The organism is Saccharicrinis fermentans DSM 9555 = JCM 21142 (genome assembly GCF_000517085.1).
GTDB lineage: Bacteria > Bacteroidota > Bacteroidia > Bacteroidales > Marinilabiliaceae > Saccharicrinis > Saccharicrinis fermentans.
The window spans coordinates 1,414,910-1,436,872 of the sequence record NZ_KI912107.1 but is presented as its reverse complement, the minus strand read 5'-3'; the positions used below and the strand labels follow the sequence as shown (position 1 = coordinate 1,436,872).

Sequence of the window (21,963 nt, the reverse complement as noted above, 5' to 3'; positions counted from 1 at the left end):
ATAAAATAATGTAAATCTATTTTATCACTACATATCTTGAAACTCTTGTTTTGGATGTTTTAATCATCACACAATATATCCCTGGACACATATTTACAGCGTTTCCAACTTTTAAATTGATATTACATCCTCCTCTATCTAGCCATCCCAATTGTTTCACAATGAACTTCTGTCCAGAAGTATTATAAATTTCGATAGTTACCTGATCCTCTTGCTTTAATGAAAACTTAACATTCAAGTTGTCCATGGCTGGATTAGGATAAATAACAAATAAATCTTTTATATTTTCTTCTATATTTTCATCTTTAATTCCATTCTTAAGAGAGCTTTCTACTGCAACAAAACGCCATTTTGTATAATCACCTTTATAACTAGACGGACGTAATTCTATGGGTGAATTATTTTCACCATTAATAGGTCTTATATACTTATTCGTTTTTCTATTCCTAAGATAAAAGTAACCTTCATTAGATATATCTTCACTCCATTGTGCCCATTCCTCTTCTGTAATTTTATCTTGTTGAATTATAATTGAACCATCCTCTGCCGATTCCGGTTGAAATGACATACCCGTCCAGCGGTTTTTAAAATAGAAATAATTTCCACTTGTTACTTTTTCCCATTGTGCCTCCCATCCTTCCGTTGATTCAGGACACATTAGCAAGGCAGAGCCATTTACAGAATTTTGAACCTTAAGTCTCATATTTCTACTTCCTTTATTTTCTAAGTAATAATAAGTTGTCAAATCATCAGCTAACTTTATATTAACTATCATTGTATCGCTGGCTGTACCACCTTCATTATCTGTAACTAAAAGCACTATTTCATGTACCCCTACTTTTAGCTCAACAGTAGAATTAACACCTGTCGCTAAGATCTTTTCATTTTCGGACCAGACATATGAACGAATAAAACCATCCGAATCATTACTTTCTGAACCGTCTAAAGTAATTATAACATCTTCAATGCTATCGCTACACATAATAGTCTGATCTAAGCCAGCCTCAGCTATAGGAAAAACATTTTCTTCAATTAAGTCAGCATTCGAAAGCTTATTATAAATAGTATCAAAATAACTGGTAGTTTGGATAGGTGTATTCGGCCACATGGGCGATGTCATATTCATTCCTTCCCCATCGCCATTCCATGCCCATCCTATAACAGTCCACCCTTTGCTTTTGGCATGATCCACCAAAGCACTCCAGTCAGCACTTCCATTGGCAATTGAACCAAATTCACCAATAATAACCGGTCGTCCGGCAGCTTCGAGAGTATCTAAATCAGAAATAGTCATGGTATGGCCACCTTTAGAACTATACCCTACATAAGCTCCAGGATAAATGTGCGCTGAGTAAATTATATTATTATCTCTAAGAGAATCTGACACTTCTCTCGCTAAAGTAGTTTCTTGTGCCCAACCAGCCAAGTCAATGATAAGCGGACCAGCATATTTCTCTCTAACTACATCAATGGCGTTATTATAAGCTTTTGAGTACGAAGCTGGAGTCTGCTGATGACTGCCCCACTCGTTCATTAAATTAATGGTAAAATTCCCCCTTTTAGCCAGACTATCATAATTCGTCTTCCACCAATTAGCAGCTTTTAGTAATTCACTCTCATCATCACTTCCATTATTTTGCCAATCATGATAAGTTGCAATCACATTAAACCCATGTGCATTAGCCTCCTCAATCCATTTGCCAGCAGTCTCTATCGAAACTCCTTCATCTGGCTCTATTTCAATACGTACTGTCTTAATTTTAGGATATTGCTTCATTAACTCCCAAGCCATATCAACATTACCAGAATTATAGTATGACGGTTGCAGATTAACCCCATCCCCCCATTCAATGGTAAAAGTATCTAAATTTGACTCCGTTAACTTATCATAAACAATATCAAAATAACTAGTTGTCTGCGTAGGTGTATTCGGCCACATGGGCGATGTCATATTCATTCCTTCCCCATCGCCATTCCATGCCCATCCTATAACAGTCCACCCTTTGCTTTTGGCATGATCCACCAAAGCACTCCAGTCAGCACTTCCATTGGCAATTGAACCAAATTCACCAATAATAACCGGTCGTCCGGCAGCTTCGAGAGTATCTAAATCAGAAATAGTCATAGTATGGCCACCTTTAGAACTATACCCTACATAAGCTCCAGGATAAATGTGGGCTGAGTAAATTATATTATTATCTCTAAGAGAATCTGACACTTCTCTCGCTAAAGTAGTTTCTTGTGCCCAACCAGCCAAGTCAATGATAAGCGGACCAGCATATTTCTCTCTAACTACATCAATGGCGTTATTATAAGCTTTTGAGTACGAAGCTGGAGTCTGCTGATGACTTCCCCACTCATTCATTAAATTAATGGTAAAATTCCCCCTTTTGGCCAGACTATCATAATTCGTCTTCCACCAATTAGCCGCTTTTAGTAATTCACTCTCATCATCACTTCCATTATTTTGCCAATCATGATAAGTTGCAATCACATTAAACCCATGTGCATTAGCCTCCTCAATCCATCTGCCAGCAGTCTCTATAGAAACACCTTCATCTGGCTCTATTTCAATACGTACTGTCTTAATTTTAGGATATTGCTTCATTAACTCCCAAGCCATATCAACATTACCAGAATTATAGTATGACGGTTGCAGATTAACCCCATCCCCCCATTTTTTCACTGAAGCACTTAGTGTTGTTGCTGAAAGAAGTAACAATATTATTACCAACTCTTTCAATTTGCTGATTGTTTTCATATTAGTTTCTACTTTTAAGATTATATAAATAAACTTACCTTGATACCAACCTCTTTATTTCAATTTGTCGTAATATAACATTTGATAATCATCGTTCTTACATAACAAATAAATTATACGCAATTTAAATACGATCATAGATTTACAAAAATGTTTTTATATCAATTTGTAATACTTTTGAATCACTTAAATAAATAATTCAAAACGCTCATCTCAAAAGCAGAAGCATGCAAGCAATAGATAAAGTTCGAAAAACACGTAGATATTAATATAACCTATGTTTAAAGACTGAAAATAAAACATTTAACTCAATTACTTTTTCTGTAAAATCATTGCAATAGTCTGATTTTCCCAATTATGTACGTTATTCCCATTTCTTTCAACAAGTTTAATTTTCAATTGCGTATCACTTTGGGCAAGCTGAATAGTGCCTAACTTTGATTTAACAATATCCTTTTTAAAAGTCTCTTTTAAATCAAAATTTTCCCAATATGCACTTTCTCCTTCAATTAAGGTTCCAAAATCCCTACTGCCACTATCAACTAACCAAGACTTAGCGCTAGACTTACAAGTACCTACTTCAAAACACATATTCTTATAATTTTTTATTTTATGAACTAAAAAGGCATCGTATTCACCTTCCGTATCTACATTAATATTATAAATAGCAGAATCACCTTCTACACCCCAATTAGCCAAAAAATGTTCTTTGTTAATCAATCCGTCAGAAATTAGCTGCGGTGCACAGGCATAGATATATGACATCATATTTTGTTTATAGCCAATTTGAAAGACAGGCATTGAGAACGAATTTTCCTGAGTCTTCACTTCCTCAAACCCCAACTTTAGCTGATTTTGAAGACTTTTAAAATGATAGGTATTTTCAGACAATGCAGAATCACTTTCTGTAGGATTTTTGAGTATATTAAACAGCTTACCATCCCCACCGTACTGTACATATTTATATGCACCTTTTCGTATAGCCACGTTCTGCTTTCCAAAGTCAAAGCTTTGGATGTATTCTTTTGAAAGAGGAATAGCTTGACCATATTTATCTTTTTTAGAATAATAATTTTCATCCCCTACAGGATTATGATCAGCCACAAAAATAGGTGCTTCCTGCGCAATAAAGCTTCCATTTTTATCAAGCAATTGCTGCCCACTTAGCTGAATACTATCTGGAATAGAAACCCCAGCCAAAGCACATAAAGTGGGATACAAATCCTCTACTTTTACTGCTTCATTTATAATTTTGGGAGTAAACTTATTAGTCCATCGTACGAACAAAGGTGAATGTATACCGTTTTCCCAATTGGTACCTTTCATTCCCCGTAATCCATTTACATTACGCTGCTGCCACTCTTCCTCTGTTAATCCAAAACGGTAACTTCTAATCCACGGACCATTATCACTTAAAAACACTACGATGGTATTTTCTGATAATCCTTCATCTTCAACCGTTTTCAATAAACGTCCAATATTATAATCCAGGTTATCAATCATACCATAAAGCGTCGCCATAGGTTCCGATAAACCTTTATCCCGATACTTTTTGATATATAATTCTGGCGCACGCCAAGGATTATGTGGCGCCAAATGCGACATATAGGCAAAAAATGGCTGATCTTTATTCTTCTTAATAAAGGAGATAGTCATATCTGTAATGGCATCCGTTGTGAAACCTTTGGTTTTCAACTCTTCACCATTCAATAAGCCTGTATTGTCAAAGTAATTATAAAGGCACGCATAATAGGCTTCATCAAATCCTCTATCCCACGGGAAATAGCCATCTGTTTTACCACTATGCCACTTGCCCCACATACCAGTAGTATAGCCTGCGTCTTTAAATACCTCAGCAATTATCGTTTCATCTAAATTGACATAATCCCTACCGGCATGAACCCCAGATACCCCGGTGCGCAAAAAATTTCGTCCAGTCAATAAGGCTGCACGGGTTGGTGCACATACCGAAGAAAGGTAAAACTGTTTAAATTGTATCGATTGCTCTCCAAGCTTGTCCAGAGATGGAGTCTCAATCACATTATTCCCATGTAAATGTACGTCATCAAAACCTAAATCATCGGCTTGAATGATCAATATATTGGGTTTTAGCTCTTCTTGCTTATTAGAGCATGATAATAGTAGAGAAAGCAAAAGAAAACTGATAATGTTTAATATTGTTTTTTTCATTGTAATTTGATTATTAACACTATGACCATCAATCTGAACATCAAGTACCGATTGATTATAATTATCAATCTTATACAATAAAGATCGTTGTTCAGAAGCATAAACAGTTTGAGATGAAGGACTAATTCGTGGATTAGCATTATATGGCAGTACTTTTACATAATCAATATCCATATGCCCCCAACTAGGCTTAATCCCTATAGTATTCTTACCCTTATTCAAGTAAAAGGCTTGACGAAAGATTGACCATTCCTCTGCTTTGGCAAAGCCTATAGGTATCTCTTGACCATTTTTTATTATGTATTGCTCCTTGCTCCCATCTGTAGCTCTATACCTAAAGCAAATATTATAGTATCATAGTTAAAGCAAAGTACATTCAACAACTTCTACGCTATAAAGTCAAAACTAAGTTGGGATTCATTCTGCTGTATATTGGGTGCCGCAAAACCCAAGAATCTAAATATTCTATCACCCTCGTAAAGTTGATCTCCTTTTCTTGTTATTATTGGCCAACCTTTATCTTTAATCATGTTAGCGTTAGCAGAAAAGGAGACTGATAACATGAATACAACTATTAACAGTAAAGGTATTTTATTTATTTGCTGTATCATTTTATTCATATTGGTGTTAAAAATCAAAGTTATCAGGGTCAGGTCCCAGTCGTTCATTCTTGTTCAAATCGTCGATCAAAAGCATATCATCTTGCGATAATTCAAAATCAAACACATCCGCATTATCTCCAATACGATGTTTCTTAACAGACTTTGGAATGGTTAATATTCCTTTTTGGAGATTCCATCGAATCACAATATGAACAGGTGATTTACCATACTTTTTAGCCAGAATTTTAAGCTCTTCAACTTCAAATATTCTACCCTGCATAAGTGGAGCCCAAGCCTGCACTTGGATTTTGTTGTGCTTACGGTACTCAACCAACCCTGGTTGTGTCAAATATGGATGAAATTCTATCTGATTGAGCATAGGTACTATGTTCGCATTACTGATTAGATCTTCTAACTGATGTTGTAAGAAGTTACTAACTCCAATTGCTCTTACCCTTCCTTCAGCATATAAATTTTCCAAAGCACGCCAGGTCTCATTGTACTTACCTTTCACTGGCCAATGTATCAGGTACATGTCCAAAACATCCAAAGCTAATTTTTCCATTTTCATTTTTTATTTGATAAAATCCTCAAGTCCAATTCTTTTATCATTCCGATTGTTGTTGAATCAGTATCATACACACCATACCATCCCTGCAACTCATGCGCAGGATCACCTAATATCACATCTCCTTTTTTCCAATACTCACCGGGACGAGGCGGCCTACCTTCTCCTGAATAACTCCAAAAATTAAAACCCTGAACAGGCTCATGATTATATATTGATTTTTGTACTTTTTTTAATAGGAAAGAAAAATACCTATCGCGCCAAAAAGTAGTTGTAGTAGGCAAATAGGACGAACGATCCCGCGCAATCCCAAATTCCTCAAGAACAATCGGTTTATTCAATTGCTTAGCTACTTTTATATGATCATTCCAATATGCATCTACCTTTTCAAGTGTTTCTTCAAATACCTTTTCTCCATCTCCTGGTTTAAACCATCCCCAATTTTGTGCCCAAATATGCATGGTAATATAATCAATGTTAGGGTCACCGTTATCCAGTAAAGCATTTACACCAGCCACTTTGCTGGAGGTGTTACCTTCTGTACCCAAACACACCAAGTGATTTTGATCAAGCGATTTAATATATTCCGATGTTTTTCTTGTCCACTTCCTAAATTTATCCGGCACATTAAAACCACGCGGTTCATTTGCCAATTGCCAGGCCATTATAGTTGGGTCATTTTTATAACTTATTCCTGAAATTGAATTCACACGCATAATCACTTTCTGAATATGATTATTCATCATATCCTGTGCTTTTGCACTAGAGTAAAACTCAGCCGAAAAGCGTTGAAAATCATCCCAAGAATGGGCTTCTTCTTGTGGATAAGGTATTGTAGAATCTTCTGCCCATTTTAAGTATTGAGGAAATCCACCACTCCAGGTCCAAAAATTACCTAAAACCATCACTGCTTTCATATCTCGCTTAGACATTTCTTCGAGTAAAAAATCAAGTCCTTGCCAAATATCCTTATTGTAAACACCTGGTGCTGTTTGTAATGCTGGATGAATCGCAAATCGCATTGAAGAGTCAGCTTCACTCGCAGCTAAAACACGAAGGTTAGTAATTCCCATAGCTTTCATTTGGTCAAGCTCTCGAATTAAGCGAGCTTGGTTTCCGGACTTAGGGGCACCAAGATTCATCCCTTGCCAATAATTGGCACCCTTAAAATGATAAGGTTTGTTGTTTAGAAGAAATGAGCCGTCTTTAACCTGTACGAACTTATTTGACAAATCAGCTTGTTGACATCCTAATACTGAGAATAATAGGACTAAAAAATAAATATATGTCTTCATAATAAATTATCCTGAAACTATTATTAAGTTTCCGATGCAAAATATATTTGTTTAAATAGTTAAACTAGTGCTGCGTCGGTATTATTTTTTCACTACACCTGGGGTTTTAAGCCCAGCCTAATTATATTTAACCCTTACAGGACATTATCTCTGAACCTCTTGCAAATGGGTGATTTGTAATTTATCTAAAGAAAATTCTCCTGAACCTGAAATTGCAAGTTGATGTTTTTCTCCTGGCAATAAATCAAAGTAATTGTCGGAAAAGAATACTTCCTGATCCGGAATGTTCAAATATATATCTCTTGCTAACTTGTCCGTTGAAATTTCCAGGATTTGTTTTCCATCCTCTTCTACAAGCGAAGTTGAAAGATGTACTTCAGGTAATGTCTGTTCTTTAGGTTTTACCAGATAAAAGTTGTTTGTAGTAAGCGCCTCTTGTCCTTTGACCAGTTTCACATTTACAAGCACATCCGATTTTGATGCTTTACCCACTAAAGTTTTAATGTCCAACGATTGTACAAATGTACTTGTATTGGCACCTACTATGATATCTAATGATTTTTCGTTAACTACCTTACCTTCAAAATCCAACACCGCTATTTGTAGTTGTCCTTCAAAACCTTCAAGCAAGTCAGAAACCACATATAAATCCAACTCCTTATTTTTTAAGAAAGAACTGATCATCAAAGGTTCGTACGCACGTTTTGCAGCATAATGTAATGCCTTCCATTTGTGATAGTAATCCGTACTACTCCATGAGGCCACTGGCCAGCAGTCATTAATTTGCCAGTACAAAGTCCCCATACAATATGGCATAGCACGCCGATGAGCTTCAATGGCCATTTTAACACCACGCGCTTGTAAAACTTGACTCATATATAAAAAATGCTCAAAATCTTCAGGAACCTTATAATCCCAACTCATATATTCCTTGATTCGAAGATTGCCGATTCCACTACGTTGATGCGTTGCCATAACCTCCGATTCAATATCAAAATCTTCAGGAATAGCATACTTTTTAACGGTTTCAAAATCAGGAAAAGACTGGAAGCCATATTCACTCATAAAACGAGCTTTATACTTATCGAAATCTTCAAATGGATGTTTACCATGCCATACTCCCCAGTAATGCATATCTCCGGCTGTATTCTCATAACCAGCATGTTTATCAGGTTCAAAACCAGCTTGAGGAGACGATGGCCAATAGTCGTCGCCATCGGTATAATTAGATACTACTTCCGGTAGCACATCATGAAATATATCCAGGTAAGCTTTCTGAATTTCTTCCCTTTGTTCAGCTGTATAAGTTTCTTTCCATCCCCATCCTCCATCAGAATAATAGCTCCAGGCAGCATTTATCTCGTTATTACCACACCAAACAGCAATAGACGGATGGTTACGTAAACGAATAACATTATCTTTAGCCTCTTCTTTTATCGAAGCCAACATTCTATCATTCCCCGGATACATGCTACAAGCAAACATAAAGTCTTGCCATACCATGATGCCATTTTGATCACATAAATCATAGAAATAATCGTTTTCATAGATTCCTCCACCCCAAACACGTAACATATTCATATTAGCATTCACAGCATCAGCAATAATTTTTTCGTAATCAGCTTTTGTTACGCGTGTTACAAAATTATCATTTGGTATATAATTAGCTCCTTTGGCAAATACTCTTACTCCATTTAGCTCAAATACGAAAGACTCTCCGACTTCATCCTTTTCGCGAATTAATTTTAAACTTCTTAATCCTGAATTAACTGTAGAAGATGCCAACTCTTTATTTCCTTTCATCACTTTTACCTCAAATGCATACATATGGGCATCACCAAGTCCATTCGACCACCATAATTTCGGATTCTGAATTTCAAATGGAATAGAAATAGAATTATCATCTTTAGAAACTACATTTTTTTGTTCAGCAAGAATATGATTATTTTCTTTATTTATGACAATAACCGAAACTTCTGTATCTTCATTTAGCTGTAGTTCAATAACAGCTTCAAGCTTTGCTAATTTCTTGGTAACAGACGGCTGTTTTATAAATACATTATTTATTCTCAACTCATTCCAAAACTTTAGCATAACGGGCTTCCAAATACCACTAGTAACAAAACGAGGACCCCAATCCCAACCATAATGATAACCAGCTTTACGGGTAAATATGGATACTTTTTTATCTCCCAGTCCTCCGTTTTCTGACTGGTCGTTAATCGCAGGATAAGCATAATCAGCAGTCTCCAATAACTCTAAACCTTTCTTTATCGGTGAATGAAAGTAAATTTTCAATTCATTCTCTCCCTCCTTGGCAAGCGTTTTAATATCCACTTCCCATCTTCGAAACATATTATCTGCTTCCAATATCTTTTCTCCATTCAAATACACATCTGCATAAGTATCCAAACCCTCAAAATTCAAAACCATGTTATCATATTTCAAATCTTGAGCAGACAGAACGAAGTTTGTTGAATACTCCCAATCTTCCTTATCAATCCATTGCTGGTCTTTTTCATTCGTACGATAAAACGGGTCTTCAATTTGCTTGTTGTTCAACAAGTCGGTATGAATTACTCCAGGAACTGTAGCCTCACCAGACAAGTCGCCATTAACCTGGGCATACTTCCAATTTGAATTAATTTCTCGTACTTTCATATTTTCAGTATCAGTAGGTTGACACGAGGATAGAACAATTGTGGCAGCTATCCAAGTAGTTAAATAATACAGGTAGTTTTTCATTTTAGTTAGTTTTCCGGGACAAAAGAACACAGAGACGCGGGGACACTGAGTTTTTTAATTTATTTATATCTTTAAAAATTAGCAAAAACATGATAACTAGTGTAATCTTAAATTTCCGTTTTGGCCGGATAGATATACTCCTAAGTGACCTAATTATTTGCTCCGGCCATGCCGGTTTCGTTTAACATTCTTAACATTTCGATATGATGATAAACTGATTTTCCTTTTTGACCTTTGGGTTCGATGATTGGCTTCCCTTCTAAATCGATATTGGCAATTTCTCCTCCATTTTTAACATCTACAAAAGAATCAAAATAGAATTCCTTGATGGATTCGAACTCTTCTTTAAACTCCGGACAAAGAGACAGGGCAATTAAAGCTTCACAATGTTGCCACCAAGAACAATTCTTATCCAGCACCTTATTGGTTAATGGATTGATTCCTCCATAAAATCCGTTAGTAATAGAATCGTTTATCCAGATATCCTTTCTTAATGTTTCTTTAAGGATGCTTGTGCCCATTTTTTCATATTTCATTTGATTTTCAGCAGAAATAAAAGGCCATTTAGAACTCCGAAGCATTAAAGCTGCAAGCTGAAAATTATGACCAGGAGTTACCCAAGCCTTTTCGCTGGCTTCAGTCATTGGCTTCCACTTATCATCAAACTTTGTATTCACCCAACCCATGGAATCATTCCAAACCTTACTATAAGCAATCGATAAGTGTTCTTTGATTATTCCCTCGTACTCAATACGGTTTGATTTATCAGCGAACCATAAATTAGCCATATAAGCGGTTATAGGATACATCAATGACTGAATGGTCTTTGTACCTGAAACTCCACCAGAATTAAAATTATACTCGCCATAAAAACCTCCATTCTCTTTGTCTCTAAAGCGTTCTATGAATGCCTTATTAAGATGATGTATTTCAGTTAATAATTTATCGTTCTTACCGGAACGATAAAGCTCAGTAAGACCACATAAACCATAAGCTTGTTGCCATATATCCAAACTTTCTGGTTGACTAATTTTACCGTCTCCCACTTCAGGAATAAAGTAAGGTCCTACACTATCCCTTCCTAGCATTCTCGTCAGCTGGAACCGTGCACAACTTTCAGCTCTATTCATATTTTCTGGAAAATACTGTGAAGAATAAGCCAAACCATAAATTATTCGACTCAAAGCAACGGTATGAATTTTTGAAGACAATGTACTGCCATAAAAGTCAACTTCTGAAAGATAGACACCTCGCTCATTATCATACGCTTGATCAAAAAATGAAATAGAATTTTTAATGGAGGAATCTTCATATGTATTATCCTTTTGCATCTTTGATTGTACACAAGAATATAAGACTAATCCAACCAGAAATAACAAGCTATATTTATTCAAGAATACCATAAAATTCTATTTGTTTAATTTTTAATTAACTGAATTTCTTTCAATTCTATCGTTTTCTTACCGGGAATATCTAGTGCTTGAATTGTAACATCGCACTTCCCTTTTTCGAGACATACTTTACCAATATTTAGTTTTCCCCAATCTGTTTCTGGTGCTTCCTGCTCTCGTTTCACTCTATCATAATCTTTAAAATCACTATGAACGAATGACTTGTCAACTACAAAATCGACACTCACATCTCCAATTGTAAGTTTTAATTGAGTGCCAATATCTTGGTCTGCAAGCGCATAATATATTTCCAAATTATATACAGCTTCATCAACCACATCAATCTGCCATTGTGCATAAGCTTCCGTATTTGTCCAAAAGTCAATCCAATCGTGTGCCCAACCATATAAACTATGGTAGGCGATTCCTGTATGTCTTCTATCTTTACGTGCTTCAAAAGGAGGAAACAAATCGGCCTCATGCGCAGGTAAGGTTGTTATCGGGTATGCATCATATCCAACTGGTATAGATTTCTCCTTTACTTGATCAGCTGAAGCCTCCTTAAACCATGTATCAAAAACTTTTTTTAACGAGTCATACAATGCAGGCTTATCGCTGCTTAAATCATACCTTTGACCTGCATCATTCCGTATATCAAATAATGCATTCTCAACCATCAAATATGGATCAGCCAATACTCTTTTGCGTCCAAAAAATTCATTTAACAAAAAACGTTTGGGAAAATGTGTATCACCCATCAAAAGACTCTTAAAACTCACTCCATCTAGTGGTTTCGGAAACTTATACTCTGCATTCACTAATGATAATAGGGTGGGTAATACATCGATGTGTGCCAATGCTTCATCAATAACTAATCCCTTTTTAATATGATTTGGCCAGCTAATGATAAATGGTACACGAACACCTCCTTCATCCACCTGTCCTTTTCTTCCTTTAAGATCGTAATTAAAGCGAAAGTTTAGAGGTCCATTATCGGACAAATATATAACGATGGTATTATCTCTTACCTTTAATTTGTCCAGGGTAGATAAAAGTCTTCCCACGTTGTCATCAATATTCTCACACATGCCATAAATACATGCATTAAAATCATCAGCTCCTTTAGCCTTATATTTATCAAAATACTTATCTGGCACTTGTAATGGTGTATGTGGAGTTTGGTATGGCACGTAACATAAAAAAGGTTTTCCTTCTGTGTTCGCATTTTCTATAAACGATATGGCTTCATCAGTTAACACATCAGGCAAATAACCCTTTGCTTTAAATGGTTCTCCATTTTTTTCGATAGTAGTATTAAAATAATTACTCCAGTGACCAGAAGTAAAACCCACAAACTCATCGAAACCACGTCCCAAAGGATGATACGGATAATGTGCTCCATTATGCCATTTCCCAAATATTCCGGTTTGATAGCCTATACTCTTAAAGACATCGCCAATGGTTACTTCATCCAAACGCATATCTTCTCTGCCTCGTGTTACACCCGAAACACCAGTTCTTTGATGATATCGCCCCGTTAAAAGACTGGCTCTGGTTGGCGCACATACAGGACTTACATAAAAGTGATTCGCATAAGCTCCCTCCTTGGCCAATTTGTCGATAACAGGTGTTTCTGTGATAGTGTTCTCATTCATTGATAAATCGCCATAAGCCTGATCATCTGTCACAACTAATAAAACATTGGGCGGTAATACTTTATCACTCTTCTCCCATTGACAAGCAATCGTAAATATGGTAATCCCAACGAGTAAAAAAATATGTTTAACTTTAAATTTCATACTTATTATTTATAGCTAATTAACACCCTACCAATCTGAGCTTTATCCTGATAAGCAATCTTTACAAACTGATAATTTGCTTTTTTCATTTGTGTTTGATATAAAATAGCATCCCAATAATCGTAGTCGCCGGCTCCTGTTCTATTTCCAATAATTTCGGGGATAACATTCTCATATGTATTGCCATCCATTGACGCATATAAGCTTAATGCAGTTTCCTTGTTTTGCTCAAACGAATAAATTTTTATCGCAGTAATTGTTCCAGGAACACAATAAATCACTTCACTACCTTTTTTTCCAACCATACGCTCCATATCTTCTTTAAACTTCCGGTCAAATTCCGTATCAAAAGTTACGTCTTTGGCAACATATACCGTCATTAAGTTTCCCATTTCATCAATTAATGCTTTCTCAGCTACATTAACAGGTCCAACAACATTTGATTTTGGCGACACACCGGAAGCATTCAATGCTTCCACCCGATAATAATAAGATTTCCCCAATTGAGCACTTCTATCATTAAACAGTGAAAAATATTGCACATCGGCATCGCTTACATTGTATGCTATTTGTTTCCAAGGTCCATTATCTGATTCCGCCCTTTCAATATTGTAACCCGAAGCACCTACAGAACCTTGCCAATTTATCTCATACACTTTATCGATAGATAATAGCTTAGGAGCTTTAGGAACGGGTAAGGCTGGTGGTTCTAATCCATCAATTTCATAAGCTTTCTTTCTCATAAGCTTCAATAAACCAATCTCATCATATTGATAACCACTACGAAAACCAGGCCAGTGATATGCTTTAAAAAGGTTATGACCAACCGGTTCTGAATGCCAATAAAAGCCCCCTTCTTCGCGATGGTAGCGAATACTCCAATTTAACGTTCCGGCAATTTCATCGTTGGCAATGATATCATTATAAATCTCTTCATGAGCAGTAGTACTTTCAAAACCTAATTCACCCAGAATGTATGGTTTACGTCCTTTTATGATTTCCAGATTCTTTTGGATATTTACTTTCTGCGCAAAAGGATCTTGCTCGTAATGATGCGAAGAAAGAATATCAATATTTAGATCTTCCACCGACTCAGGATGCACATATCTATAATGATCGATGGCATAAAAACCATCCATTAATAAATGGTTTTTATCCAATTTCTTTACATATGCTGCTATATCCTTCACCCAGCTATATGGAGACTTAAGTTCATTGCCTGTTTCCCAACACATAATAGCTTTATCCTCTTTATAAGGAATCCCGGTGAGTGTGTTTGTTCTGTTTATCGTAAATTCAATCGTTTTTTTGAAGTCTCTTATCAGTTGCTTATCTACCCAAAAGTCATCAAAAGTCTTTCCTCTAAATTCTGCATATTGAGGCGCCCCTCCCATCCATTTCCAGTTATTCAAAAATGAAAATATAATACGTACCCCTGTTTCGTTGGCAATCTTCAACATAAGATCGTTCACTACAAAAGCCTCTTCAACAAATTCTCCGGGGCCAGTTACAAAAGTGGGTACTTTATCAGTTTCATCAGAACGCTTTACCGGTAAAGTATAAATACGAATGACTTTACCACCCATTTGTTTAACCGTTTCAAAAGCATCTCGAATCTCAAACTCTGTAGGATATCGATACGGATGTTCTCTGGTAAAAGACATCTCGTCCTCCACATAATTCAGGTTGGGTATATTCATCGAAATAAAACGGTAAACTTTATCTCCATCCATCAGATGTTTTCCTTTGGTGGTAATAAAATTCTCAAAACCTTGGTTTTGAGCTAATAAATTAAATATAAATGATACAGTTATGACTAACAATGCAATTCTTTTCATTTCGGTAGTTTAAATAATTATTCTACTTCTAATACTTTTTGGGTCTTATATATATGTCCATTTTTTTTGTGTGCTTTAACAAATATGCTATGATAACCCTTCTCTAAATCTGCTGGTAATTTAGCCTTCCAGAGATGATCTGTCTCTACTATCCCCGGCGTCCAATGATCGTTGTTTATTCTTTTGGATAAGCTAGCCACAATAAACGGATCTACTCCTGTGAATCGTTGCATTAATATAGGCGTTTGATTATCAATCTGCATATAAACCTTATCAACTTCTTTGCCCACAAACCAATTAACAATCACCTCTGTTTCTTCAACATCTTGTAGTTCAACATTTCCTTTCGGCGAACTAATACGCATTTGGTAATCTTCAGGATAAAGTTCCGGAACAAATCGATAATTATAATCATTAGCTTTTAATTCAAGGATAAAATAACCTTTGGGTGTTCCGTCTGTACATGTAGCATAGGGTAATTCTGTCTCGGTATAAGGTCCTGTCCACCAGCTTCCACATGTTGCACCAACCACCAACGATTCATATTTTCCCTGTCCGTTCCACAAGGTTGAACTATCATCATCATATGCTTTAACACCATGCAAATGACCACTTAAGCCTAAAATATTATCAAAAGGTTCAAGTAATTTATGAATCGCTGCAATTGAAGCTGTATCCATATACTCCTCCAACAAAGGGATATGTGTATTTATTATAATTAACTTATCAGATGAAACTGTTGACAAATCATTTTTTAACCAAGTCAATTGTTGTTTGTCAACACCTCCAAAATAAGAACCCCGTTTATTATCCTTACTATTCCAACCAAAATAATTGACATTATTAAGTACAACAAAATGAGCCCAGCCATATTCAAACGAATAATAATCCGGTCCATAAATTTTTTTAAAAGTTTTAAAATGAGTACGGGCTTCTGAACTTTCATAATTGGCGTCATGATTACCGGCTACATGATATCCGTCCATTCCTAATTTCGCCATCAATTCTTTTTCTTGCTGAAAAATACTGGGATCATCATCGGCAATATCACCCAAAACCATAAAAAAATCCGCTTCTTGTTTCATCATATGACTAACACTACCATCGCGATAATAATCAAGACGTACTTTATCTGCCATTTGTGGATCCCCAACAAGAATTGTATGTATCGTTTTATTCTCCTCTTTTTTGTAAAGAGGAAAATTCATTTTTCTTATTTTTCTCTTATCTACTGGTTGATAAAACAGACCATAGCCCAAACTGTCGTTTTTTAATTTGTAACCGGCTGGTTTAGTAACAAAAACAAACTCGTTACCCGTATAAGGTAGTTTATATCTTCCTTTATTATCGCTTAAAACAACATCTCTTTGATTGGATATTGCAACATCTGAAATTGTTTGTTCTCCCTTATTATATATTCCATCAGCATTTTCATCGATAAACACGATGCCCGTTATACTTCTCTGGGCATTCACTTTTACAAGCAAACCGATACATATAAATATTAATAATAATCGCATAATTATTTGTTTTTATTTGTTAGAACCTCACCAGCATAAAGATTATAATTTCTCCTTACCTCGCCTTTCTGCAAGATCATTCGTAATATCCGTCATACGTTTATCATTCAATTTATATAAAAAAAGAAGCACTCCTGATAATGCAGCTGTAATACCCGGGTAAACACTTATCATTAGCCGAATACCTTCTAACGACTGTTCTGTTTGTTCTGAATTAGCTTCAAAACCATATAAAGAAAGAATATATAAGGGTAATGCACCTCCAGCCATTAACCCTAATTTTTGCGACATTGAAGAAGAAGAAAATAATAAACCTGTAGCACGTCTACCTGTTTTCCACTCTGAGTAATCCGCAATATCTGCATACATGGACCATACCAATGGAAGTACGATACCTGCACTGATTCCATTCAGAAAATTAAGTATAAATATCACAAATACCTGTTGTGGATTAAGCCAATATAAGAAAACACTTAAGATAGCCGATAAAAACATAGCAAGGATAAATGTTCCCTTTTTTCCCAACAAATTAGAGACCGGAATAGCCAATAATACGCCCACCATATTAGCAATTAGCCATATCGTCATATACGCCCCGGATAACTTTCCCCAGGTCACATCTCCGAATATGGCTATACTTTGATCTTGTACAAAATACTTGAAGTAATACATAATACTCGACTCACGGAACGTTAAAAACACCAACATTAAGATGCCAGCCCCAAGCATAATAAACCATTGTGCATTTTTAACAAGGTCATTTAAATCGTTCCAAATCGAGTTCTTTTCTTTCAGCGCTTGCACTCTTTCCTTGGTCCACATATAAGTCATCACAAAAAAGAATGCTGCAACAACCGCATAAATAGTTACCATATATGAATAGCTTTTTGCATCAGATGCTCCTGTGTTTTTAAAAAAATCGAGTATATAAGGAGCGGAAGCTGTCATGGCTATACCACCAGAATAAGCACCAATAAATCGGAACGAGGCCAAGCTTGTTCTTTCCTTTGGGTGATCAGTCATCACTGCCATCAATGAACCATAAGGCACATTAATAGCAGTATAGACCATCATCATTAGGGTGTAAGTAATATAAGCATAAATAAGCTTCCCAGATGGACCAAAATCAGGAACAGAGAAAGTCAATACTCCAATTAGTCCAAACGGTATCGCTATCCATAAAAGATAAGGGCGAAATTTACCCTTAGCGGTATTGGTTCTGTCGGCAATAATTCCCATAAGCGGATCATTAAGCCCGTCCCATAATCGAACCATAATAAACATTAACGCCACCGACTCAGGTGATAATTCTACCACATCGGTATAAAAAAAGGTAAGATACATGGCAAATATCTTCCAAAACATTGAGGAAGCGAAATCCCCAAAACCATAACCTATTTTTTCTTTGATATGTAGTTTTTCTGACATAAGATTTAGATTGATATTGAACTCATACCTGTCAGCAAACGAACTTAGGCACAAATGCTCAACATATTATAATTTAATTACTAAATAGAAATACTAGCGCAATTTTATTTGTATTCAACCACCCTTGAATCGAATCACACGAATTTTAAACATCATAGCTATTTAGTATACTTGACGTTTTTTCAAACGCTCAATGATTTCCATTAAAGCACGACCATTATGGTATGGACATTTCCAAAATCCAACCTTATCCTCTTCTTGATTAGGAACACCATTCATATCAACGCTCCAAAACCACTCTCCCTTTTCTATATCCATGAGGTTCTCCTTAATAAACACCCAAAGCTTTCTAATAGCAACTAAATAATCGTTATTACCATTCATTTCCCAAGCATCCAACAAGCCTACCATAGCTTCTGCTTGAGGCCACCAGTGTTTATCTGTGTCCAAGTGCTCTCCTTTTTTTCGTTAAACAAAGAACCGTCTTTATCTAAGCCTTCACTTAATGTAAGATCCACGAGGTTAAGCGAGGTTTGTCGAACTTCTTCAATAAGCTTAGTTTCACCAATAACTTCAGCTGCTTCATGCATTAACCAAGCTCCTTCAATATCATGTCCATAAGAAATAACCTGCGATTTAACAGTCCAATCCATTTCAAAAAACAAATTGTAATGTCCCGTTTGAGCATCAATAATATTATTTTGGAAGATGTTAATAATAGATTTAATACTATCCTTTAGCTGACGATCAGGCCATATCCTATAGAGGTTTGTATAAGGTTCCAGAATATGCAAATGTGTATTCATCGACTTAGGCAAGTTAGCATCTTTATCGCTTAAACGCATATCATCCAAAGGACTCCAATTTCTTTTCAAAGCCTCTATATAGCCACAACTTTTACTATCCCAATATTTACTTTCGATAATATAATAAAGTTGACGAGCGTATTCCAGTGCCTGATCGCTTCCTGTAGCTCTTTTATATTCAGCCAATGCATAAATACCAAAACCTTGTGCATAGGCTTGTTTACGGTTACTTATAACATTACCTTTATAATCAACAGCCCACACAAAGCCTCCATCTATTTTATCCCAAAATTTATTGATTAAATAATTATAAGCTAAATCTGCTATTTCTTTATATTTTTTTTGCTTAGTAATCCGATAAGCTGAAGCAAAAGTCCATAAAATACGGGCATTTAACACTACTCCTTTTGCAGCTGTTTCATCTCTCTTTCCCAAAGAATCAATTCTCCCCACAAAACCACCATTCTTTGCATCAACCGTTTCATTTATCCAATAATCAAGCAAACGATTAAGTTCCAACTGCATCTCCCCTACAAGAGAAAATATATCAGACATTATATTATTATTTTCTATGACGCTCATTATATCCGGTTATTTATTGATTTAGTTTTGTACACCCATCATGCTAAAAAGTAGGTTGGAGCTTTTTGTACACAATAGCAGTTATTATGCTCCAATCCTCAGCCTGACTCTAAATCAAATCCATAAATTTTTTGTTATTATCAATCAATTCATTTATTGTACGCACAGACAAATGAGAATACAGCCTATCTTGAGGTGAATTCATGCAATAATCCACCAATTTATCTACGGAAGAAGTAGCGACATGCATACGAGTATCAGATGATGCATAGTAGATCTTTACTTCTCCATCATCGTCCTTTATCCATCCATTGGCAAAAACGACATTAGAAACATCCCCAACACGCTCTTCTTGTAGGGGAGCAATGAAATGACCGTTCGGTTTATATGTCACAATCCATGGTTTTTCAAGATCAGTCATAAACATATAAAGAGTATATCTTAAGCCTGCTGCAGTATTTCGTACACCATGAGCCAACTGCAACCACCCAAATTCTGTTTTAATTGGCGCAGGCCCCAAACCGTTCTTAACCTCATAAATGGTATGATACGTTTTAGGATCCACAATAATTTCTTCTTTTACTTCAGGTTTTTCGATACTTTCAGATAGTCCAAAACCTACACCTCCACCTTTACCTGTATCAATAAAACCATCTTGTGGTCGTGTGTAAAATGCATATTTGCCGTCGATTAAATGCGGAAACAAAACCACATTGCGCTGTTGTCCTGTTGTAGAGACCAAATCAGGCAAACGCTCCCATATTATCATATCCTTTGTACGAGCAATTCCTGCTTCTGCCACAGCTGTTGAAGTATCACCTTCCGGAGCACTTGGATCTTTCCTTTCAGTGCAGAAAACACCATAGATATAACCATCATCATGCTGCGTTAAACGCATATCGTACACATTGGTATCCGGCTTTTTGTTTTGAGGTAGCGTAATAGGTCGATCCCAGAACTTAAAGTTATCAACTCCATTAGGACTTTCTGCTACCGCAAAAAATGACTTACGATCATTACCTTCAACACGAACAACTAACAAATATTTTCCATTTAATTTGATAGCCCCTGCATTGAACGTCGCATTAAAACCAATGCGCTCCATTAAAAATGGATTGGTTTCCTTATTAAAATCGTAACGCCAGCTTAATGGAATATGATCCCTGGTTAAAATAGGATTTTCGTAACGAGCATATATACCATTGGTGCTAAATCTTTCTTTATTCGATTTTTCTATCAAGGTCTTATGATCATGTTTTATCTTATTCAATCGATCTTCAAACGATAACTTTTTCATTCTATATGTTTTTATATTGTTTACGACTAGGTCATTCATACTTTTATTTTGTCATCCCTACAAAATCTCTTAAAAGCAATATATTAGCTTGCTGACTAAACTGTTTAGCATCTTGAGCTGCAGGATGACCGGGATACGGGAAAAAGAAATGTACTTTTGGATCATTTCTCCATAGCATGACATAACTTAACTCTTTACTGATTATACTATCATTTAAAACAAAGCTCAGTTTTTTCGTGAACCAAAGCGAATCAGTCACATTGGAACACCCAGTTTCTGTTAAAGCAGAAAGTTTCCCTTTTTGATTGGCGGTTTCAATAACGATATGTAGTTTCTTGATGACATCCAGCTCTCCATTTTCTTGTTTGAAATCCCAATAATCATCCATTCCCACTATATCTACCACATCATCACCCGGATACCAGGTCAAATACTCCTCCTTAGTGTCAAAGTTTCTATCTGGTGAGTATGCCACAAGCATTTGATCCAGACCTTTCTCCTTACGTAGGTATTCAATGGTAAAACGGAACAATGCTTTGACTTCCTCAGGTGTACAGGCGTTTCTTCCCCACCAAAACCAGTTGCCATCCATTTCATGCCAAGGGCGGAATATAAAGGGAATGGATTTTCCTTTTTCATCCTTCAGCTCTTGAAGAAAAACAGATACTTTATCCAATTGCACTTTAAACTGTTCGTGATAGGATCCTCCAGGAATAAGGTGTTTAACCACAACCGAGTCTCCATTCCAGGAACTTATACTATTTATAGGAGAAAATGGATGCCAGCTAAAAGTATTTATTCCTCCTTGTTTATGTCCCCATATAGTCAATCGCTTTATGGCATCAAAAGGAACACTATCGAGGTTTACAACTCTATCTTCTTCAATTCCTCCCAATTCCCATCCAAACATAGCTGGATAATCTCCTGTTACTCTTTTAACATCTGACTCCCCGTCCACATAACTCCATTGCATTCCATAGGCCAGGTCATCCTGATGTCCGAATAGAATACCTTTGGCTTTTGTTTTACCAAGTTTTTGAAGAATGACATTTTCAACTGTTTCTGCTTTTTTGGGTGTGGTGCCGCAAGCAAGAACTATCATCCCCACAATTAAACCATATGTTACTTGTCTTATATTCAT

At 36.1% G+C, this 21,963-nt stretch carries 14 protein-coding genes; all 14 read right to left on the bottom strand.

Features of this window, described 5'->3' with window-relative positions; translation table 11 throughout:
- Positions 1 to 16: 16 nt before the first annotated feature.
- The 14 genes from CYTFE_RS28455 to CYTFE_RS25180 all read right to left on the bottom strand — a co-directional run bounded on the left by CYTFE_RS28455 (position 17) and on the right by CYTFE_RS25180 (position 21,963).
- Positions 17 to 2,761, bottom strand: a complete 2,745-nt coding sequence (locus tag CYTFE_RS28455; protein WP_052343028.1) for a T9SS type A sorting domain-containing protein — start codon at positions 2,759 to 2,761, stop codon at positions 17 to 19.
- Positions 2,762 to 3,073: 312 nt separating this feature from the next.
- Complete coding sequence (locus CYTFE_RS28450) at positions 3,074 to 5,296, bottom strand: sulfatase-like hydrolase/transferase (protein ID WP_262505016.1); 2,223 nt, start codon at positions 5,294 to 5,296, stop codon at positions 3,074 to 3,076.
- A 282-nt stretch (positions 5,297 to 5,578) separates the two neighbouring features.
- Positions 5,579 to 6,118 carry an aldo/keto reductase gene (locus CYTFE_RS25200; protein ID WP_044213508.1) on the bottom strand — a complete coding sequence of 180 codons (540 nt, stop codon included), beginning with the start codon at positions 6,116 to 6,118 and terminating at the stop codon, positions 5,579 to 5,581.
- 2 nt (positions 6,119 to 6,120) lie between these two features.
- Positions 6,121 to 7,416, bottom strand: coding sequence for a glycoside hydrolase 5 family protein (locus CYTFE_RS0105745; protein WP_027471030.1), 1,296 nt, complete (start codon positions 7,414 to 7,416; stop codon positions 6,121 to 6,123).
- 144 nt (positions 7,417 to 7,560) lie between these two features.
- Entirely contained in the window at positions 7,561 to 10,161 is a 2,601-nt protein-coding gene (locus tag CYTFE_RS25195) for a beta-mannosidase (RefSeq protein WP_152541800.1), read from the bottom strand.
- Between the two features lie 149 nt (positions 10,162 to 10,310).
- A complete protein-coding gene (locus CYTFE_RS0105735) occupies positions 10,311 to 11,492 on the bottom strand; it encodes an AGE family epimerase/isomerase (RefSeq protein WP_161636284.1) in 1,182 nt (393 codons plus the stop codon).
- A gap of 86 nt (positions 11,493 to 11,578) precedes the next feature.
- Entirely contained in the window at positions 11,579 to 13,351 is a 1,773-nt protein-coding gene (locus tag CYTFE_RS0105730) for an arylsulfatase (protein ID WP_044213491.1), read from the bottom strand.
- A gap of 5 nt (positions 13,352 to 13,356) precedes the next feature.
- Positions 13,357 to 15,189 (bottom strand): glycoside hydrolase 5 family protein, encoded by a 1,833-nt coding sequence (locus CYTFE_RS25190; protein WP_052343025.1) that lies wholly within the window; start codon positions 15,187 to 15,189, stop codon positions 13,357 to 13,359.
- Between the two features lie 17 nt (positions 15,190 to 15,206).
- A complete protein-coding gene (locus CYTFE_RS0105720; RefSeq protein ID WP_027471027.1) occupies positions 15,207 to 16,709 on the bottom strand; it encodes a calcineurin-like phosphoesterase C-terminal domain-containing protein in 1,503 nt (500 codons plus the stop codon).
- A gap of 42 nt (positions 16,710 to 16,751) precedes the next feature.
- Entirely contained in the window at positions 16,752 to 18,137 is a 1,386-nt protein-coding gene (locus CYTFE_RS0105715) for an MFS transporter (RefSeq protein ID WP_027471026.1), read from the bottom strand.
- Between the two features lie 162 nt (positions 18,138 to 18,299).
- A complete protein-coding gene (locus CYTFE_RS31415; protein ID WP_262505015.1) occupies positions 18,300 to 18,587 on the bottom strand; it encodes an AGE family epimerase/isomerase in 288 nt (95 codons plus the stop codon).
- Positions 18,542 to 19,525 (bottom strand): AGE family epimerase/isomerase, encoded by a 984-nt coding sequence (locus tag CYTFE_RS25185; RefSeq protein WP_262505489.1) that lies wholly within the window; start codon positions 19,523 to 19,525, stop codon positions 18,542 to 18,544. Before CYTFE_RS25185 ends, CYTFE_RS31415 begins: the two co-directional genes overlap by 46 nt.
- A gap of 109 nt (positions 19,526 to 19,634) precedes the next feature.
- Complete coding sequence (locus CYTFE_RS0105705; protein ID WP_027471025.1) at positions 19,635 to 20,822, bottom strand: glycoside hydrolase family 130 protein; 1,188 nt, start codon at positions 20,820 to 20,822, stop codon at positions 19,635 to 19,637.
- Between the two features lie 43 nt (positions 20,823 to 20,865).
- Positions 20,866 to 21,963, bottom strand: coding sequence for a glycoside hydrolase family 26 protein (locus CYTFE_RS25180; RefSeq protein ID WP_152541799.1), 1,098 nt, complete (start codon positions 21,961 to 21,963; stop codon positions 20,866 to 20,868).